General features: G+C 67.7%; 22 protein-coding genes. 21 read left to right on the top strand and 1 reads right to left on the bottom strand.

Features of this window, described 5'->3' with window-relative positions; translation table 11 throughout:
• Positions 1–269: 269 nt before the first annotated feature.
• From LC039_RS14080 to nifK, 8 genes are all read left to right on the top strand, one after another.
• On the top strand, positions 270–557 hold the full coding sequence (locus tag LC039_RS14080; protein WP_226625238.1) for a 2Fe-2S iron-sulfur cluster-binding protein: 288 nt from the start codon (positions 270–272) through the stop codon (positions 555–557).
• Between the two features lie 45 nt (positions 558–602).
• Complete coding sequence (locus tag LC039_RS14075; RefSeq protein WP_226625226.1) at positions 603–800, top strand: 4Fe-4S binding protein; 198 nt, start codon at positions 603–605, stop codon at positions 798–800.
• A gap of 4 nt (positions 801–804) precedes the next feature.
• Positions 805–1,284: a SoxR reducing system RseC family protein gene (locus tag LC039_RS14070; protein WP_226625223.1), complete on the top strand. Its 480-nt coding sequence runs from the start codon at positions 805–807 to the stop codon at positions 1,282–1,284.
• Entirely contained in the window at positions 1,281–2,381 is a 1,101-nt protein-coding gene (locus LC039_RS14065) for an FAD:protein FMN transferase (protein WP_226625221.1), read from the top strand. The genes LC039_RS14070 and LC039_RS14065 overlap by 4 nt, the downstream gene beginning before the upstream one ends.
• A gap of 35 nt (positions 2,382–2,416) precedes the next feature.
• Positions 2,417–2,959: a peroxiredoxin gene (locus LC039_RS14060; RefSeq protein ID WP_226625213.1), complete on the top strand. Its 543-nt coding sequence runs from the start codon at positions 2,417–2,419 to the stop codon at positions 2,957–2,959.
• Between the two features lie 447 nt (positions 2,960–3,406).
• On the top strand, positions 3,407–4,297 hold the full coding sequence (gene nifH / locus LC039_RS14055) for a nitrogenase iron protein (RefSeq protein ID WP_226625210.1): 891 nt from the start codon (positions 3,407–3,409) through the stop codon (positions 4,295–4,297).
• A 77-nt stretch (positions 4,298–4,374) separates the two neighbouring features.
• Positions 4,375–5,892, top strand: a complete 1,518-nt coding sequence (nifD, locus tag LC039_RS14050; protein WP_226625207.1) for a nitrogenase molybdenum-iron protein alpha chain — start codon at positions 4,375–4,377, stop codon at positions 5,890–5,892.
• 273 nt (positions 5,893–6,165) lie between these two features.
• Complete coding sequence (nifK, locus tag LC039_RS14045; RefSeq protein ID WP_226625205.1) at positions 6,166–7,704, top strand: nitrogenase molybdenum-iron protein subunit beta; 1,539 nt, start codon at positions 6,166–6,168, stop codon at positions 7,702–7,704.
• A gap of 259 nt (positions 7,705–7,963) precedes the next feature.
• Here nifK and LC039_RS14040 read toward each other — a convergent pair whose 3' ends face one another.
• The gene (locus tag LC039_RS14040) at positions 7,964–8,395 is read right to left on the bottom strand and encodes a DsrE family protein (protein WP_226625202.1); all 432 of its coding nucleotides are present in this window, start codon (positions 8,393–8,395) and stop codon (positions 7,964–7,966) included.
• A gap of 239 nt (positions 8,396–8,634) precedes the next feature.
• Between LC039_RS14040 and nifE the strand changes: the two genes are divergently transcribed.
• From nifE to cysE, 13 genes are all read left to right on the top strand, one after another.
• Complete coding sequence (nifE, locus tag LC039_RS14035) at positions 8,635–10,203, top strand: nitrogenase iron-molybdenum cofactor biosynthesis protein NifE (protein ID WP_226625199.1); 1,569 nt, start codon at positions 8,635–8,637, stop codon at positions 10,201–10,203.
• A 1-nt stretch (position 10,204) separates the two neighbouring features.
• On the top strand, positions 10,205–11,590 hold the full coding sequence (gene nifN / locus LC039_RS14030) for a nitrogenase iron-molybdenum cofactor biosynthesis protein NifN (RefSeq protein ID WP_226625195.1): 1,386 nt from the start codon (positions 10,205–10,207) through the stop codon (positions 11,588–11,590).
• A complete protein-coding gene (gene nifX / locus LC039_RS14025) occupies positions 11,565–12,056 on the top strand; it encodes a nitrogen fixation protein NifX (RefSeq protein WP_226625193.1) in 492 nt (163 codons plus the stop codon). The genes nifN and nifX overlap by 26 nt, the downstream gene beginning before the upstream one ends.
• Positions 12,056–12,529, top strand: coding sequence for a NifX-associated nitrogen fixation protein (locus LC039_RS14020; protein WP_226625190.1), 474 nt, complete (start codon positions 12,056–12,058; stop codon positions 12,527–12,529). The genes nifX and LC039_RS14020 overlap by 1 nt, the downstream gene beginning before the upstream one ends.
• 137 nt (positions 12,530–12,666) lie before the next feature.
• Positions 12,667–12,876 (top strand): CCE_0567 family metalloprotein, encoded by a 210-nt coding sequence (locus LC039_RS14015; protein ID WP_226625188.1) that lies wholly within the window; start codon positions 12,667–12,669, stop codon positions 12,874–12,876.
• Position 12,877: 1 nt separating this feature from the next.
• A complete protein-coding gene (gene fdxB, locus LC039_RS14010; protein WP_226625186.1) occupies positions 12,878–13,183 on the top strand; it encodes a ferredoxin III, nif-specific in 306 nt (101 codons plus the stop codon).
• Positions 13,167–13,727 carry a nitrogen fixation protein NifQ gene (locus tag LC039_RS14005; protein ID WP_226625183.1) on the top strand — a complete coding sequence of 187 codons (561 nt, stop codon included), beginning with the start codon at positions 13,167–13,169 and terminating at the stop codon, positions 13,725–13,727. The genes fdxB and LC039_RS14005 overlap by 17 nt, the downstream gene beginning before the upstream one ends.
• Complete coding sequence (locus tag LC039_RS26850; RefSeq protein WP_264179545.1) at positions 13,714–14,163, top strand: hypothetical protein; 450 nt, start codon at positions 13,714–13,716, stop codon at positions 14,161–14,163. The genes LC039_RS14005 and LC039_RS26850 overlap by 14 nt, the downstream gene beginning before the upstream one ends.
• Positions 14,164–14,601: 438 nt before the next feature.
• Positions 14,602–14,922: an iron-sulfur cluster assembly accessory protein gene (locus tag LC039_RS13995; RefSeq protein WP_092419781.1), complete on the top strand. Its 321-nt coding sequence runs from the start codon at positions 14,602–14,604 to the stop codon at positions 14,920–14,922.
• Positions 14,923–14,938: 16 nt separating this feature from the next.
• A complete protein-coding gene (gene nifU, locus LC039_RS27065; RefSeq protein ID WP_413463843.1) occupies positions 14,939–15,991 on the top strand; it encodes a Fe-S cluster assembly protein NifU in 1,053 nt (350 codons plus the stop codon).
• 12 nt (positions 15,992–16,003) lie between these two features.
• Complete coding sequence (gene nifS, locus LC039_RS13980; RefSeq protein ID WP_226625180.1) at positions 16,004–17,221, top strand: cysteine desulfurase NifS; 1,218 nt, start codon at positions 16,004–16,006, stop codon at positions 17,219–17,221.
• A gap of 12 nt (positions 17,222–17,233) precedes the next feature.
• Positions 17,234–18,436, top strand: coding sequence for a homocitrate synthase (gene nifV, locus LC039_RS13975; protein WP_226625178.1), 1,203 nt, complete (start codon positions 17,234–17,236; stop codon positions 18,434–18,436).
• A complete protein-coding gene (gene cysE / locus LC039_RS13970) occupies positions 18,433–19,191 on the top strand; it encodes a serine O-acetyltransferase (protein ID WP_226625177.1) in 759 nt (252 codons plus the stop codon). Before nifV ends, cysE begins: the two co-directional genes overlap by 4 nt.
• The last annotated feature ends 14 nt before the right edge of the window (positions 19,192–19,205 follow it).

The following is a 19,205-nucleotide window of genomic DNA, read 5'->3' as shown; positions in this document are numbered from 1 at the left end:
GGCGCTCCTCACCGCGCGCCCGGTTCAGGAAATCTCAAGGAAGATCGGCGCGCGGGCGGGGCAGGCGGGGAAACCGGCGCCGGTCTTCTGCGGTCCGGTGTGTCCCTACGCAGGGGCCTGCCCACAGCCCTGTCGCATTGCCTACAATTTGTCGGCCTCTTGGCGCGCAGTTCGCCAGACGCCCCGCGGGGACGCCGCCATTTCCGCGCCCTGAACTTGGCACGCCGCTTGCTGGATCACACCGGAACCCCCGGCAGCAGGAGGCCGCCATGACCAAGTCGCAGCTGACCTTCACCGACGTCGACCTGACGGTCACCGTCCCCGCGGGGACGCGGATCATCGAGATCAGCGAGAAGATCGGCGCGGGCATCACCTACGGCTGCCGCGAGGGCGACTGCGGCACCTGCCTCACCCATGTGGTCGAGGGCGCCGAATACCTCTCGGAGCCCTCGGCGCTGGAGCTGCGGGTGCTGAAGGAAAACCTCGCCGGCCACTCCGACCGCCTCGCCTGCCAGTGCCAGGTGCTGGGCGGGGCGGTGAAGGTTCGGCCCGGCTGACCCGCTTCCGTCCCGACCCCAACATCAACCAAAGGATCCAACCCCATGGCCATGTTCATCAATTCCGACCTCTGCACCTCCTGCGGCGATTGCGAGCCGGTCTGCCCGACCGGCGCCATCGTGCCCAAGAAGGGCGTGTTCTTCATCAACGCCGACGTCTGCACCGAATGCGAGCCCGACCACGACGTGCCGCAGTGCCTCTCGGTCTGCTTCGAGGACGGCTGCATCGTCCCGGCGGAGTGAGGCCATGACCCGCGCCGCCTGTTCCGATCCGCGCGCGCTGCGCCAGCGGCTGCGCGTCACCGCGGTGTCCGGCACCCGCGTGTCGCTTGAGGGCGCGCGCGCCTCGGCCTGCCGCACATGTGCCGCGCGCAGCGGCTGCGGGGCCGGGGCGCTGGCCGAGCTGGCGGGCGGCACCATGCGCCTGACCCTGCCGCGTCCCGAGGGGGTGCGGCTCGGCGACGAGGTGATCGTCGCACTGCCCGCCGCCGCCTTCCTCGGCGCGGCGGGGCTGGCCTACCTGCTGCCGCCCGCGGCGCTGGTGCTGGCGCTGGCGCTCTTTGCCGCGCTGGGGCTGCCGGATGTCTGGTCGGCGCTGCTCTGCCTGCCGGTCCTCGCGCTCTCGCTGCTGCCCCTGCGCCGCGCCGAATTGCGCGGAAGCGTCGCCGAGGCGCTGCGCATCGAAGAGCCCGTCCCCGCGGGGACAGGGGCGGGAGAGAGGACATGACCCCGCTGCAACTGCGCCGCACGGTGATTGCCGGGGGGCTGCTTGTCTCGGCGCTCTACTTCGGCGCGGTACGCGCCGCGCAGCCCGAGCGGGAGTTCCGCGAGACGCTCTACGTCTTCGGCACGCTGGTCGAACTGGTGCTCTACGGCGAGGACGCGGCAGAGGCCCAGGCACTGACCGCAGAGGCAGGGCGCGCGTTGCAGCAGATGCACCGGGACTGGCACGCCTGGCAGCCCGGCGCGCTGGAGGAACTCAACGCCGCGCTTGCAAGCGGTGAGACGATGAAAGTCGCCCCGCGGCTCGCGGCGCTGCTGCGCGAGGGGCAGTCGTTGGCCTGCCTCAGCGGCGGGCGCTTCGAGCCGGGGATCGGCGCGCTGATCGAGCTCTGGGGCTTCCACCAGGACACGCCGCCCGAGGGAGCGCCCCCCTCCGAAGCCGAGATCGCGGCGCTGCGTGCGGCGCATCCGAGCATCCTGAACCTGCGCTTCGACGGTGACCGGATCAGCGCGACCGACCGGTCGGTACAGCTCGATCTCGGCGGCTTTGCCAAGGGCGCCGCGCTTGACGAAATCGGTGTGAGATTCGTGTCGCAAGGATATGACAACGCAGTGTTAAATGCCGGTGGAGACGTGAACGTCATCGGCGCCCACGGGGGGCGTCCCTGGCGGGTGGCCATCCGCGATCCGTTCGTCTGGGGCGCGATGGGGTCGGTCGATCTGCAGCCTGGAGAAGTTCTCTACACTTCAGGGAATTACGAGCGCTACTTCGAGCACGACGGCCAACGGTTCGCGCATATTCTCGACCCCCGCACGGGCTATCCGGTGTCGGAGATCGTCTCGGTCTCGGTACTGGACACCAGCGGCACCCGTGCCGATGCCGCCGCCACGGCGCTGGCGGTCGCGGGGCGCGCAGACTGGCCGCAGGTGGCCGCCGACATGGGCGTCTCGGCGGTGCTGATGATCGCCGGGGATGGCAGCCTCTCCGCCACGCCCGAGATGCTCGCGCGGCTCAACCCCGTAGGCGGAGCCTTCCCCTCCGCGCCGCAGCCCGTGCCGCTGCCCGTCGCCGCGCCCGATCCGGCCTGCGCGGCGCTGTGAGTCTCCCAAACATTTCCCAGAACAGGAGCCAAAGGATGAAAGCCAACGTGAAACTGCCCGACGTCACCTTCCGCACCCGGGTCCGCGACGATGCGATCGAGGGGCCGAACCCCTTCCGCTGGCAGGACAGGACCACGGCGGACTACTTCAAGGGCAAGCGGGTGATCCTCTTCTCGCTGCCCGGGGCCTTCACCCCGACCTGCTCGACCTACCAGCTTCCGGGCTTCGAGCAGGGATACGAGGCCTTCGCCGCGCAAGGGATCGACGCGATCTACTGCCTGTCGGTGAACGACAGCTTCGTGATGAACCAATGGGCGAAGGCGCAGGGCATCGAGAAGGTGCAGGTGATCCCCGACGGCTCGGGCGAGTTCACCCGCAAGATGGGCATGCTGGTGGACAAGGACAACCTCGGTTTCGGGCAGCGGTCCTGGCGCTATGCCGCGATCGTCGATGACGGGGTGGTCGAGGCCTGGTTCGAGGAGCCAGGGCTGATGGACAACTGCCCCGACGACCCCTACGGCGTGTCGAGCCCCGAGAGCCTGATGAGCCACCTGACGCAGGCGGTGGCGGCGGAGTAGGACGCGCTTCCAAGGCTGGAAACTATGCCCCGTCGCGGTCTTCGCGGCGGGGCTTTTCGTTCGGGATTGCGCAACCGGAGCCAGGTCGGGCGCCTGTCCGTGCCGTGCCGTGGCGCGGTAACGATTGTGGCCAGCGCTTCATCCATGCCAAGTCCGGATGACCCTTGTCCGATGCGCGAGGATGCAAATGCGCCAGCCCGCGGGGATGGGTCGGCGCTCGCCCGGCGGCTCCGCCTTGATCCCGTGCGGGCATGCGCAGCTCTCCACGGCCCCATTGTCGGGCTTTGTCGGGTTTCCTCCACTCTGTCGGTTTCTCTCAAGTTGCTGATTTCGAAGGACCTCTAAGCCCAAGGGGCTTGGCACGCTTCCTGCTCATTCCTTCCTGAGCGCGGTCGCGAACCGTCTCACCTTCGCGAGATTGATCACACTAGACCAAAGGACAAGGATATGAGCGAACTTCGTCAGATCGCCTTTTACGGCAAGGGGGGGATCGGCAAGTCGACCACCTCGCAGAATACCCTCGCGGCCCTCGTCGAGATGGGCCAGAAAATCCTCATCGTCGGCTGCGACCCCAAGGCGGACTCCACCCGCCTGATCCTCAACTCCAAGGCGCAGGACACCGTGTTGCACCTCGCCGCCGAGATGGGCTCGGTCGAGGACCTCGAGCTCGAGGACGTGCTCAAGGTCGGCTTCAAGGACATCAAATGCGTTGAATCCGGCGGCCCCGAGCCGGGCGTCGGCTGCGCCGGTCGGGGCGTCATCACCTCGATCAATTTCCTGGAGGAAAACGGCGCTTACGAGGATGTCGACTACGTCTCCTACGACGTGCTCGGCGACGTGGTCTGCGGCGGCTTCGCCATGCCGATCCGCGAGAACAAGGCGCAGGAAATCTACATCGTCATGTCCGGCGAGATGATGGCGCTCTACGCCGCCAACAACATCGCCAAGGGCATTCTCAAGTACGCCAACTCCGGCGGCGTGCGTCTCGGCGGGCTGATCTGCAACGAGCGCCAGACCGACAAGGAGCTGGAACTGGCCGAGGCGATGGCCGCCAAGCTGGGCTCGAAGCTCATCCACTTCGTGCCGCGCGACAACATCGTGCAGCACGCCGAGCTGCGCCGCCAGACGGTGCTGCAGTACGCGCCCGAGAGCAAGCAGGCGATGGAGTACCGCGAGTTGGCCCGGAAGATCCACGAGAACTCGGGCAAGGGCGTGATCCCGACCCCGGTGACCATGGACGAGCTGGAAGAGATGCTGATGGAATTCGGCATCATGCAGTCCGAGGAAGAGCGCGAGGCGATGATCGCCGCGCAGGAATCCGAGCAGGCGGCCGGCTGAGCCCGCCCCAAGGCAGAGACCGGCGGGCAGGGGACTGCCCGCCATTCCCCCCAGATTTGTGAGAAGGAGCCAAAAGGATGGCCAAGGATCACGCAAGCGGGCCGGACGACTACGAGAGCCTCATCGAAGAGGTGCTCGAAGCCTACCCGGAGAAAGCCAAGAAGCGCCGCGCCAAGCATCTGACCGTGTCCAAGCCCAGCGAGGACGCGCCGGATGCCACCACCGGTATCGCATCGAAATGCGACACCCAGAAATCCAACATCAAGTCGATCCCCGGCGTGATGACGATCCGCGGCTGTGCCTATGCCGGCTCGAAGGGTGTGGTCTGGGGTCCGGTGAAGGACATGGTCCACATCTCGCACGGGCCGGTCGGCTGCGGCCAGTACAGCTGGTCCCAGCGCCGCAACTACTACATCGGCAAGACTGGCATCGACAGCTTCGTCACCATGCAGTTCACCACCGATTTCCAGGAGAAGGACATCGTCTTCGGCGGCGACAAGAAGCTGGCCAAGACCATCGACGAGATCAACGAGCTCTTCCCGCTGTCGAACGGCGTGACGATCCAGTCGGAATGCCCCATCGGCCTCATCGGCGACGACATCGAGGCGGTCGCCAAGCAGAAGAAGAAGGAAAGCGGCAAGACCATGGTGCCGGTCCGCTGCGAGGGCTTCCGCGGGGTGTCGCAGTCGCTCGGCCACCACATCGCCAACGACGCGGTGCGCGACTGGGTCTTCGAGCAGGACGAGAGCGAGGCGGTGAAGGCCTACGAGCCCGGGCCCTACGACGTGAACGTCATCGGCGACTACAACATCGGCGGCGACGCCTGGGCCTCGCGCATCCTTCTGGAAGAGATGGGGCTCAACGTGGTCGGCAACTGGTCCGGCGACGCGACCCTGGCCGAGATCGAGCGCGCGCCGAAGGCCAAGCTCAACCTCATCCACTGCTACCGGTCGATGAACTACATCTGCCGCTACATGGAAGAGAAATACGGCATCGGCTGGATGGAGTACAATTTCTTCGGCCCGACCCAGATCGCCGCCTCGCTCCGCGCCATCGCGAAGAACTTCGACGAGACCATCCAGGAGAATGCCGAGAAGGTCATCGCCAAGTACCAGCCGCTGGTCGACGAGGTCATCGCCAAGTTCCGCCCGCGTCTCGAGGGCAAGTCGGTGATGCTCTACGTCGGGGGGCTGCGCCCGCGCCACGTGGTGACCGCCTATGACGATCTCGGCATGGTCATCGCCGGCACCGGCTACGAGTTCGGCCACAACGACGACTACAAGCGCACCGGCCACTACGTGAAGGACGGCACGCTGATCTACGACGACGTGACCGGCTACGAGCTCGAGAAGTTCATCGAGAAGATCCGCCCCGACCTCGTCGGCTCGGGGATCAAGGAGAAGTACCCGGTGCAGAAGATGGGCATCCCGTTCCGCCAGATGCACAGCTGGGACTACTCCGGCCCGTACCACGGCTACGACGGCTTTGCGATCTTCGCGCGGGACATGGATCTCGCGATCAACAACCCGGTCTGGGGCATGTACGACGCCCCGTGGGACGCGCCCGAAACCGGGCCGGCCATCGCTGCCGAGTAAGGCTCTGACACCGCACTCGGCGTGGTCTCTTCGCAACGGAGGGACGCGCCCGGCCCGAGGGTGGGCGCAATCGCGCCCGCCAGCGGAGGCGGCTCGCCTCCGGCAAGACGGGAGCGGGACGAACGCGGTCCGGGACGCCAGGCGCCCCGGACGGGGATGGGCGGCTCTCGCAGCGCCCTCATCCGCAACGTCATGATCCGGGAGATGCTCTCCCACCTTTCTTCAACTCAGGCGCGTCTCGGAATGCGGACGGCCAACAGAAGGATCACAGCCATGCCCCAGTCGGCAGACAAGGTGCTCGATCACGCACCGCTCTTCCAGCAGCCCGAATACAAGGAGATGCTGGCCCAGAAGAAGATCAACTTCGAATGCGGTCACCCTGACGAGATGGTCAAGGAGATCGGCGACTGGACCAAGTCCTGGGAGTACCGCGAGAAGAACCTCGCCCGCGAGGCGCTGACGGTGAACCCGGCCAAGGCCTGCCAGCCGCTCGGCGCGGTTTTCGCGAGCCAGGGCTACGAGGCCACCATGCCCTTCGTGCACGGCAGCCAGGGCTGTGTCGCCTACTACCGCTCGCACCTGTCGCGGCACTTCAAGGAGCCGAGTTCCTGCGTGTCGTCCTCGATGACCGAGGATGCGGCGGTCTTCGGCGGGCTGATCAACATGGTCGACGGGCTCGCCAACACCAAGGCGCTCTACGATCCGAAGATGATCGCGGTCAGCACCACCTGCATGGCCGAGGTGATCGGCGACGACCTCAACTCCTTCATCCTGCAGGCCAAGGAAAAGGGCTCGGTCGACACCGACTTCGACGTGCCGCACGCCCATACCCCGGCCTTCGTCGGCTCCCATGTCGACGGCTACGACAATATGCAGAAGGGCATCCTGAGCCACTTCTGGGACAAGGCCGAGCGGGTCGAGGGCGCGGGGCTCAATATCATCCCCGGCTTCGACGGCTTCGCGGTGGGCAACAACCGCGAGATCAAGCGGATGCTGGACGAGATGGGCGTCGACTTCACCTTCCTGTCGGACGTGTCGGATGTCTATGACACCCCGTCGGACGGCGAGTTCCGCATGTACTCGGGCGGCACCAAGCTCGAGGATGCCAGGTCGGCGCTGAACGCCAAGGCCACCATCAGCCTGCAGGAATGGTGCACCCCGAAGACCATGGAGTACATCGCCGGCAAGGGGCAGGAGACCGCCGCGCTGCATTACCCCATGGGCATCCAGGCCACCGACGAGTTCCTGATGAAGGTCAGCGCGCTCACCGGCAAGGCGATCCCCGACAGCCTGAAGCTGGAGCGCGGCCGGTTGGTCGATGCACTGGCCGACAGCCAGGCGCATCTGCACGGCAAGACCTACGCCATCTACGGCGATCCGGATTTCGTCTACGCCATGGCACGTTTCGTGATGGAGATGGGCGGCGAACCTGTGCATTGCCTCGCCACCAACGGCGGCAAGAAATGGGCCAAGCAGATGGAAGAACTGCTCGCTTCCTCGCCCTTCGGCAAGCAGGGCCAGGTTTGGGCCGGCAAGGATCTGTGGCACATGCGTTCGCTGCTCGACACCGAGCCGGTCGACATGCTGATCGGCAACTCCTACGGCAAGTACCTTGAGCGCGACACCGGCACGCCGCTGATCCGGCTGATGTTCCCGATCTTCGACCGCCACCACCACCACCGCTTCCCGACCATGGGCTACCAGGGGGCGCTGAACGTGCTGGTCAAGCTGCTGGATACGGTCTTCGACAAGCTCGACGACGACACGATCATCCCGGGCGAGACCGACTACAGCTACGACCTGACCCGCTGAGCCGGGCAGGGCAGAACGAGAACCGGCCGCGGGAGACCGCGGCCGGTTTGGTTTTCGGGATGCGCCAGTTCGCCCGAATCAAGGCCGAAGGCCGCCGGGCGAGCGCCTGCCCGTCCGGGCGCGCTGGCGCTTTGACACTGAGGCACGACGGCTTGAGGTCGCTCGGACGTGGCCGGGATATGGTGCCGACCTCAACCGTTGCGGCGCCACCCCACGGGCAGGCACCCGCCCGGCTTGGGTCGCACTGACTTCGCGTCCTCTACGGTCGCACGTAGGCGTAGCCGTCCTCCTGCAGCTCGATCAGCCGCACCACGCCCGAGGGCACTACGCTGGCCTCGTCCAGAAGCACCAGTTTCTCGCCGGTCTTCTTCTCCATCCCGGCGATGGTGTTGGCGCAGGCGGAGAAGGTGATCGGCAGCTCCAGCGCCATGGTCGAGATCCGGTCCTTCACCGGGCTCTTGCCCTCGACCAGCATGTGCAGACCGGGGCCGTAGGCGACCATCTCGATCACCACCTCGTCGCCCGCTTCGGTATAGTAGGCCGCGACGTTCTGGGCGTTGTTGAGCGCCATGTTCAGAACATGCGGGTCGTTCTGGTCCACGTGGATCGCCACGTGGTGGGTCTTGCCTTCTGCCATCGCCATAAGCGGCGCAGCCGCCAGTAGCGCGGCGAGCGCGGTTCTCCTGATCATCATCTGTCTCCTCCCTTAGACAACGTAATCATATATGTGAATTGAAGAATAAAATAGGGATTTGATGCGGAGGCGCGTCGGAGGTATCGGCGCGCGACGCGGGTCGCGCTTGCGCCATTGTCGCGAAGCCTACATGCGCGACAAACCGGGATGTGCCGGCCAAACCCCTGAAAAGCCGAGCGTGTCCCACTTGGCACGGCGCTTGCTGAATACCCTCGAACCGCGCGAGGAGATGCAGCATGGCCGACGCCCTGAAGGACAAGATTGCCGATGTCTTCGACGAGCCCGCCTGCGGGCACAACGTCAACAAGAGCGAGCAGCAGCGCAAGAAGGGCTGCGCCAAGCCGCTGACGCCCGGCGCGGCGGCGGGGGGCTGCGCCTTCGACGGGGCGAAGATCGTGCTGCAGCCGATCGTCGATGTCGCGCATCTGGTGCATGCGCCGCTGGCCTGCGAGGGCAATGGCTGGGACAACCGCGGCGCGGCCTCCTCGGGGTCCGAGCGCTACCGCACCGGCTTCACCACCGACATGACCGAGCTCGACATCGTCATGGGCTACGGCGAGAAGAAGCTCTTCCGCGCCATCCGCGAGGTGATCGAGGCCGAGGATCCGCCCGCGGTCTTCGTCTATTCCACCTGTGTCCCCGCGCTCATCGGCGACGACATCGACGCGGTGTGCAAGGCGGCGAGCGACACCTTCGGCACCCCCTGCATCCCGGTGAACGCGCCGGGCTACGTCGGCAGCAAGAACCTCGGCAACAAGCTGGCGGGCGAGGCGATGCTCGACCACGTGATCGGCACCGTCGAGCCCGAGGTCACCACGCCCTACGACATCAACATCGTCGGCGACTACAACCTGTCGGGCGAGCTGTGGCAGGTGAAGCCGCTGCTCGACCGGCTGGGGATCCGCATCCTCGGCTCGCTCTCGGCCGATGCGCGCTACAGGCAGGTGGCGATGATGCACCGCGCCAAGGTGACGATGATGGTCTGTTCCAAGGCGCTGATCAACGTCGCCCGCAAGCTCGACGAGCGCTACGGCATCCCCTTCTTCGAAGGATCCTTCTACGGCATCTCCGACACCTCCGAGAGCCTGCGCCAGATGTGCCGCATCCTTGTCGAGCAGGGCGCGGCTGCCGAATTGCTGGACCGCTGCGAGGCGCTGATCGCCGAGGAAGAGGCGAGCATCTGGGCCGAGCTCGAGCCGTTCCGCCCGCGCGTCGCGGGCCGGAAGGTCCTGCTCTACACCGGCGGGCACAAGAGCTGGTCGGTGGTGGCGGCGCTGCAGGAGCTCGGCATGGAGGTGATCGGCACCTCGGTGCGCAAGGCCACCGAGGAGGACAAGGGCCGGGTCGTCGACATCATGGGCGACGACAAGCACATGTTCGACAACATGGCGCCAAAGGACATGTACCGCCTGCTGAAGGATGCCGGAGCGGACGTGCTGATGTCGGGCGGGCGCAGCCAGTTCGTCGCGCTGAAGGCGAAGATGCCCTGGGTCGACGTGAACCAGGAAAAGCATGAGCCCTACGCCGGTTACATGGGCATGGTCGACCTGCTGCGCGCCATCGACCGGGCGGTGAACAACCCGATGTGGGACGAGCTGCGCGCCCCCGCGCCCTGGGATGAGCCGCTGACCGAGGGGCGCGTGCTGCCCGCCCATTCCGGCGCCTGCCCGGTCACCGGAGTGAGTGCGGGCATGGGCAGGCCCGTCAGCCTCGTGCCGCCGTTGCCGCCTGCCGAGGTGATCGCCAGCGCCGCGCCGGACGTGTCCGGCTTCCCCTCCTCCGACACCGATTTCGAGGATTGCTGACATGGCCCGGCTCACCCATCCCAAGCGCGCGCTCTCGACCAACCCGCTGAAAAGCTCGGCCCCGCTGGGCGCGGCGCTGGCCTATCTCGGAATCGAGAAATCCGTGCCGCTGTTCCACGGCTCGCAGGGCTGCACCGCCTTTGCCATGGTCCACCTCGTGCGCCACTTCAAGGAAGCCGTGCCGCTGCAGACCACGGCGATGAACGAGGTCTCGACCATCCTCGGCGGCGCCGACCAGATCGAGGAGGCGATCGAGAACCTGCGCAAGAAATCCAGCCCGAAGTTCATCGGCATCGCCTCGACCGCGCTGACCGAGACCCGGGGCGAGGACGTGCCGGGCGAACTGAAGGAGATCGTCGCGCGGCGCACCGATTTCGCGGGCACCAAGGTTGTCTACGCCTCGACGCCGGATTTCGACGGCGCGCTGCAGGATGGCTGGGCCAAGGCGGTCGAGGCCATCGTGGGGGCGCTGGTGCCGCGCGTCACCGAGCGCGACCCGAACCTGCGGCAGGTGACGCTGCTTTGCGGCTCGCACCTCACCCCCGCCGAGATCGAGGAGCTGGTGCGGATGATCCGCGCCTTCGGGCTGGAGCCCATCGTGCTGCCGGATATTTCCACCTCGCTCGACGGCCACGTCAGCGACGACTGGTCCGGCACCTCGCAGGGCGGCACGCCGCTTGAGCAGATCGAGGCCATCTCGCGCAGCGCCTTCACGCTGGCGGTGGGCGAGCAGATGCGCAAGGCGGCGCAGATGATCGAGGACCGGGCCATGGTGCCCTACCGGGTGTTCCAGTCGGTCACCGGGCTGAAGCCGGTGGACGCCTTCGTGCGCACGCTCATGGGGCTGTCGGGTGTGCAGGACCCGCCGCCCTCGATCAAGCGCGACCGCGCGCGGCTGATCGACGCCGCGCTCGACGCGCATTTCCACACCGGCGGGCTGAAGGTGGCCATCGGCGCCGACCCGGACCTTCTGTTCGCGCTGTCGGGCGCGCTGACCTCCATGGGGGCCGAGATCGTCACCGCCGTCACCACCTCGCAGCATTCGCCGCTGATCGAGCGCATGCCCTGCGAAGAGGTGATCCTCGGCGATCTGGGTGACTTCGAGCGCAGCGCCAGGGACCATGGCGCGCAGATCCTGCTGACCCATTCCCACGGCCGCCACGCCGAGCACCGGCTGCATACGCCGCTGGTGCGCGTGGGCTTTCCCATCTTCGACCGGATCGGCGCGCAGGACGCCTGCCGGGTCGGCTACCGCGGCAGCCGTGCGTTTCTCTACGAGATCGCGGGGACCGTCCAATCGCTTCACCACCGCTCGCGCCCCGAGGATTTCGGCGCGGCCCCCATCGCAGAGGAGTTCGAACATGTCCCGCACGCTACGCGTCATTGACGGCGACACTGCCAGCGCTGGCCCGGCCCCGGGCGAGACGCCGCTGCGCATCGCCATCGCGACCAACGACATGGAATACCTTGGCGCGCATTTCGGCTCGGCCAAGAAGTTCGCCGTCTACGAGGTCTGGAAGTCCGGCCATCGCTTCATCGAGGCGCATGAGTTCGACAATGTGACCAAGCAGAAGGGCAAGCACGACGACCAGGACGACAAGATCACCCCCAAGGTCGAGGCGCTGCGCGGCTGCGCATTGCTTTTCGCGCTGGCCATCGGCGGCCCCTCGGCGGCGAAGATCGTCAAGGCCGGGGTGCATCCGATCAAGCGCAAGGAGCCCGAGCCGATCGAGGCGGTGCTGGAGCAGGTGCAGGTGATGCTCAACGGCACGCCGCCGCCCTTCCTGCGCAAGATCCTCGGCACCTTCGACAAGCCCAGCTTCATGGACGATTACGCACAGGAGAGCGTCTGATGACCCTTGAGACCCTAGAGACCCCGCGCGGCGGCGAGATGGTGGACAGCGATTTCCTCACCCAGCTTGCCGCCGTCATCCGCGCCGAGGACAGCTACGGCCAATGGGACGACAAGTCCGACGCTGACCTCATGTCCGAGTTCATCGTCACCCGCGACGAGCGCCGCGACATCCCGATCATCGGCGATCCCGATCCCGACGTGATGTGGCGGGTGAGCAAGTTCTACGACGCCGTCGGCCTGCTGATCGAGAAGCGCTCGGGCTGCATGGCCAGCCAAATGCAGAAGATGAGCCACGAGGGGTTCGGCCGAGTCGTGTTGATCGCCGGCAAGCTGGTGGTCGTGTCCAAGCACCTGCGCGACGTGCACCGTTTCGGCTTCGAGAGCTGGGCCAAGCTGGCCGAGGCCGGCGACAAGCTGGTCGAGGCGGCGGTGGCCACCATCGACAAATACCCGGACGCGGCGAAGGGCTGAGACATGGTGCGCATCGAGCCCCTGCCACGCCCGCGCAAGCCCGCCCCCGCGGTCTCGCTGAAGCCCGCCGCGGGGCGCACCGCGCTGTCGCGCTTCCTTCGCAGACCCGCGAAACCCCCCGTGAAGAGGAGATTGTCATGAGCCTCGAAGAGCTGGAAACCCGCGTGAAGAAACTTTCGATGCGGGCCACCGACGCCAAGATGAACCTGCACGACCTTGCCGAGGAGCTGCCGGTGGACTGGGAGAAGATCCCCGAGACCGCCGAGCGCACCTTCGAGATCTTCAAGGAGCTCAGCGCCGCGCGCGGGGCGCTGAAGGCGGCGAAGAAAGCCGCGGCGGAGGCGTGAGATGAGCGTTGTCGCCTATACCCGGGGCGGGGCCGAATACGTGCCCGAGTATCTCATGGCCATAAACCCCGAGAAATGCATCGGCTGCGGGCGCTGCTACAAGGTCTGCGGCCGCGCCGTGATGACCCTGCACGGGGTCACCGAGGACGGCGAGATCGTCCGCCCCGGTACCGACGAGTACGAGGATGTCGAGGACGAGATCGTCAAGAAGGTCATGTCGATGATCGCTCCCGAGAACTGCATCGGCTGCGGCGCCTGCGCGCGGGTCTGCCCCTCGGACTGCCAGACCCATGCTGCGCTCGCCTGAGCTGCCTGCCGGGACCGCCGAGGCGGGGCTGCTCGCCGAGGCGATGCTGACGGTCTCGGATTTCTGCTGCATCCTCGATCATGCGCTCTCCGAGCGCGAGGCCGGGCAGGGGCCGCTGACCGAACGGCTGGGCCTTTCGGGATCGCAGCTGCGGGCCCTGCGCGACCGCTGGCTGCCGCACGCGGTGCTGCCCGATCTCGACCTGCCGGTGCCCGACGTGCCCGACGACCAGAAGGCAATCCAGACGCTGATCCTCTGGCGCTGCGGCGTCGCCACCGACGAGGCGCGCTGGCTGGCCGCCATCCTCGCGCGCCGAGCCGCCGAGCCGCATCACCTGTGGGAGGATCTCGGCCTGCCGGGGCGGGCCGCGCTCTCGGGGTTGATCCGCCGCCACCTGCCGGGGCTGGCGCGGGCGAACAGTCTCAACATGCGCTGGAAGAAGTTCTTCTACCGGCAGATCTGCTCGGATTCCGCCTTCTCGCTCTGCCTCTCGCCCTCCTGCGATGACTGTGACGAGAGGGCCGCGTGTTTTGCCCCCGATTGATCCTGCCACCTTGCTCGCGGGGGCCGAGGCCGCCCGCTCGCGCCCTTCGGAGAGCGCCGAGGCCATCGCCCGCGCGCTGAGGGCCGCGCCCGCCGATCCCGAGGTGCGGCTGGCGGCCTACCGTTTCTATTTCTACAGCCACGATCACGCCGCCGCGCTGGACCAGGCGCGGGTGCTGCTGGGCTTTGCCGCGCGGCGGCTGAACCTGGCCGCCGACTGGCGGGATGTGCGGGCGTGGGACGCGGCGTTCTCCGCCCATGCCTTCGCGCCGGGGCTCTACCTGCAGGCGCTGGTGGCGATCGGCTATTGCGCGGCGCGCCTGGGGCAGATGCAGGAGGCGGGGGCGGTGCTGGCCAAGGCGGCCGAGCTCGATCCCACGGACCGCTTCGGCGGCGCCTGGCTGCTGGCGCGGCTGGAGGCGGTGGAGGAGGACTAGGGACCCCAAATCGTGCACCGCGAGCCGTGCGGGCGCCTGCCCGTGGGGTGGCGCCGCGACGACTGAGGTCAGCGCTTTACGCCAGCCAAGCCCGAGTGACTTCCATCCCTCGCACGACGGTGACAATGCGCCAGCCCGTCACGCCGACGGCGTGCCGACCTTCATCAGCGCACCTTTGGTGCCACGGGACGGCGTCGTCCATCGGGCTCGAACCGATGGCGCCACATTGACTGACCGCTCGCACCGCGGCCATTGGCCTTGATTCCATGCGGCTCCGCGAGAGCAAATCCATTGTCGCATGTCGTACATCCGTCATTGTCGCCCGCCGCCTCACTTTGCAAATCGACTTAACCAATTGAAAAATCTGCCTCCCGCCGCTTGGCACACTCCTTGCTGTAGCAAGCGAAAGCCCACGCCACCCGCACAGGAGACAGTCCGATGATCGAGATTACCGAACCCGCCCGCAGCGCCATCAAGACCGCCATCGACGGCGCCGGACAGCCCGTCGCCGGCTTGCGAGTCATGGTGCAGGGCGGCGGTTGCGCCGGGATGAAATACGGCATGGCGCTGGAGCTCGAGGCCCAGCCCGACGATGCCGTGGTCACCGCCGGAGAGGTCACCGTGCTGATCGACCCCGAGAGCCAGGCGCATCTCAGCGGCACCACCATCGATTTCGTCACCGGGCTCGAGGGCTCGGGCTTCGTCTTCGACAACCCCAACGCCAGCAGCTCCTGCGGCTGCGGCAAGTCGTTCTGCTAAAGGGGAGGGCGCGCCGATGTGGGACTATAGCGACAAGGTCAAGGACTACTTCTTCAACCCCCGCAACGCCGGTGCGCTGGTGGATGCCAACGCGGTGGGCGAGGTCGGCAGCCTCTCCTGCGGGGACGCGCTGAAGCTGATGCTCAAGGTGAACCCCGCGACCGAGGTGATCGAGGACGCCAAGTTCCAGACCTTCGGCTGCGGCTCGGCCATCGCGTCCAGCTCGGCGCTGACCGAGCTGGTGATCGGCAAGACCATCGCCGAGGCGCGCAAGCTGACCAACCAGGACATCGCCGAGTTCCTCGGCGGGCTGCCGCCCGAGAAGATGCACTGCTCGGTGATGGGGCAGGAGGCGCTGACCGCCGCCGTTGCAGCCTATACCGGCGAGGAGCTCGACGAGGACGACCACGAGGAAGGCGCGCTGATCTGCAAGTGCTTCGGCGTCGATGCCGGGATGATCGAGCGGGCGATCCGGACCAACAAGCTCACCACGCTCGAGATGGTCACCTTTTACACCAAGGCCGGCGGCGGCTGTAACTCCTGCCGCGAGCCGCTGGAGGAATTGCTCGCCGACACCAACAAGGCGATGGCCGCCGAGGGGCTGATCAAGCCCGAGGAGGCCTATGTCTTCGGCGCGGCCCCGAAGCCGCAGAAGAAGAAGGCGCAGGGTTTCGTCATCCCCGACATGCCGCCGGCGCCGAAGCCGCCAGCGCAGCCCTCGGCCCCCGTTCAGATCGAGCCGATCCAGATCGCCGTGCCGGCCGCTGCCGCGCCCGCTCCAGTTGCGGTGGTAGAGGCTCCGACGCCTGCTCCGGCCCCGGTCAGCGGCCTCAGCCCCGCGAAGGAGGCGATCGTCGTCTCGAAGATCATCGAGGAGATGCGCCCCACCTTCCGCCGCGACGGCGGCGACGTGGAGCTCGTCGACATGGAGGGCAGCCTCGTGCTGGTCAGCCTCGTCGGCGCCTGCTCGGGCTGCCAGCTTGCCGCCAGCACGCTCGGCGGGATCGCCAAGGTGATCACCGAAACCCTCGGCCGGCCCATCCGGGTCATGCCCGTGGCCAAGTCCTGATAGGAGAGGATGATGAAGGATACGGCGCTTCCCCCCGTCTATCTCGACAACAATGCCACCACCCGGGTCTTCCCCGAGGTCGTCGAGGCCATGCTGCCCTATTTCACCGAGCAGTTCGGCAATGCCTCGTCGATCCATGCCTTCGGCGCCGAGGTCGGCGGCGCGCTGCGGCAGGCCCGCAAATCGCTGCAGGCCCTGATCGGCGCCGAGTTCGATCACGAGATCATCTTCACCTCGGGCGGCTCGGAATCGAACAACACCGCGATCCGCTCGGCGCTGCAGGTCCAGCCGGGCCGCACCGAGATCATCACCTCGGCGGTCGAGCACCCGGCGATCCTGTCGCTCTGCGACTGGCTGGAGAAGCACGAGGGCGTCACCGTCCACCGCATCCCCGTCGACAAGCTGGGCCGGCTCGATCTCGACGCCTACCGCGCGGCGCTGTCCGACAAGGTCGCGCTGGTCAGCTTCATGTGGGCCAACAACGAGACCGGCACGGTCTTTCCCGTCGATGGCCTCGCCGAGCTGGCGCATGAGGTGGGGGCGCTGTTTCACACCGACGCGGTGCAGGCGGTGGGCAAGCTGCCGATCGACCTCAAGACCACCGAGATCGACATGCTGTCGCTGTCGTCGCACAAGTTCCACGGGCCCAAGGGCCTCGGCGCGCTCTACCTGCGCAAGGGCACCCGCTTCCGCCCGCTGCTGCGCGGCGGGCACCAGGAGCGCGGACGCCGGGCTGGCACCGAGAACGCCCCGGCGATCATCGGGCTTGGCAGGGCAGCGGAGATGACCCTCTCCACCATGGCCGAGGACAGCGCCCGCATGATCGCGCTGCGCGACCGGCTCGAGAAGGGCCTGGTGCAGAGCGTCGGTCATTGCTTCGTCACCGGCGATCCGCACGACCGGCTGCCCAATACCGCCACCGTGGCCTTCGAGTACATCGAGGGCGAGGCGATCCTGCTGAAGCTCAACCAGGCGGGCATCGCGGCCTCCTCGGGCTCGGCCTGCACCTCGGGCTCGCTGGAGCCCAGCCACGTGCTGCGCGCCATGGACATTCCCTTCACCGCCGCCCACGGCGCGATCCGCTTCTCGCTCTCGCGCGAGACCACCGAGGCCGAGATCGACCGCGTGCTCGAGGTGATGCCCGGGATCATCGCCGGCCTGCGCGAGATGTCGCCCTTCTGGACCGAAGGCGGCGCGCAACCGGACGGCTTCAACCCCGCCTACGCCTGAGGAGACAGACCGATGTTCGCCCCCACGCATCCCGACGCCTTCCCGCCGCATGCCGCCGCCAGCCGGGTCGCGCTCTGCGACACCACCCTGCGCGACGGGGAACAGACCGCGGGGGTGGCCTTTTCCCTGCCCGAGAAGCGCGCCATTGCGCGGGCGCTGGACAAGGCGGGCGTGGCCGAGATCGAGGTCGGCATCGCCGCCATGGGCTTCGACGAGGTGGCCGAGATCCGCGAGGTCATGGCCGAGCTGACGCAGGCTGTGCCGGTGGTCTGGTGCCGGCTGCGGATGCACGATCTCGACATGGCCGGGAAGACCGGGGCCAAGCGCATCCATTTCGCCGTGCCGACCTCTGACCGGCAGCTGCAGGGCAAGCTGAAGGCGGACCGGGACTGGGCGCTGCGCGAGACCGCCGCGCTGGTGTTCTGCGCGGTGGACCGGGGCTTCGAGGTCTCTGTCGGCGCCGAGGACGCCAGCCGGGCCGATCCGGAGTTTCTTGTGCGGCTGGCCGAGGTCGCGGCGGCGGCGGGGGCCATGCGGTTCCGCATCGCCGACACGCTCGGCATCCTCGATCCGATGGCCACCTACCGGCTGGTCGCCGAGCTGGGCAGTCGCACCGATCTGCCGCTGGAGATACACGCCCACAACGATTTCGGCATGGCCACGGCCAACACGATGATGGCGGCCTTCGCCGGGGCCACGCACCTGTCGGTCACCGTCAACGGCCTCGGGGAGCGGGCGGGCAACGCGGCGCTGGAAGAGGTCGGCGCGGCGCTGGAGGCGGGCGGCATCGCCACCGGGCTCGACCTGCGCGCGCTGCGCGCGCTGTCGCAGATCGTCGCCACCGCTTCGGGCCGGGCGCTGCATGTGTCGAAGCCGATCACCGGCGCCATGGTCTTTGCCCATGAGGCGGGGATCCACGTCGATGCCATCCTCAAGCAGGCTGACACCTACGAGGATCCGCGTTGCGCCCCGGCGCGCTTCGGACGCGAGCGGCAGATCGTCATCGGCAAGCATTCCGGCACCGCCGGGCTGCGCGTGGCGCTGGCCGCCGCCGGGTTGCCCGCCACCGAGGAGATCGCCCTGCGGCTCAAGCCGCTGCTGCGCGAGCACGCCGTACGCGCCAAGCGCCCGGCCACCGGCGACGATCTCGCCGAGATGATCGCGCGCCTCGCGCGGCCGATCCTGCTGAGCTGCCGCGAAGGGGGGCTGGCATGAGCCTGCTGACGCTCATCCGCAGCGATTTTGCCGCCATCCGTGGCCGCGACCCGGCGGCGCGCGGACGGCTCGAGACCGCGTTGACCTATCCCGGGCTGCACGCCATCGCGGCGCATCGGGTCGCGCATCGGCTCTGGGTCGCGGACTGGCGCGGCACCGCGCGGCTGCTGTCCTATCTCGCGCGCATGGCCACGGGGGTCGACATCCACCCCGGCGCCCGCATCGGCGCGGGCTTCTTCATCGACCACGGCTCGGGCGTGGTGATCGGCGAGACCGCCGAGGTGGGCCGCGACGTGACGCTCTATCACGGGGTCACCCTCGGCGGCGTCTCCTGGTCGCCGGGAAAGCGCCACCCGACGCTGGGTGACGGCGTGATGGTCGGGGCGGGGGCGAAGATCCTCGGGCCGATCACTGTCGAGGCCGGGGCCCGCGTGGGGGCGAATTCGGTGGTGGTCGAGCCAGTCCCGGCAGGGGCCACCGTGGTCGGCATCCCGGCGCGCATCGTGCAGACCGAGCGTCCGCCCTCCAGCGATCCTCTGCGGGTCGATCTCAATCATCACCTGATGCCCGATCCGGTGGGGCGCACGCTCGCCCGGCTGGCCGACCGCATCGCCTTTCTCGAGGCAAGGCTGGCGGCGCGCGACGCGGCGCTGGCCCGGCACGAGAGCCATTGCGCCGCGCGAATCGCGGTGAAGCAGGGCGGCATCGAGATGCCGCGCGAGACCTCGACAGCCAGACACGAATTTCACAGCTGACCAGCCAGAGGAGA

Origin of the sequence: Alloyangia pacifica (assembly GCF_020524285.1) — a bacterium.
GTDB classification, from domain to species: domain Bacteria; phylum Pseudomonadota; class Alphaproteobacteria; order Rhodobacterales; family Rhodobacteraceae; genus Salipiger; species Salipiger pacificus_B.
Note: the sequence above shows the minus strand (reverse complement) of the source record. Positions and strands in the feature narration are given on the sequence as shown.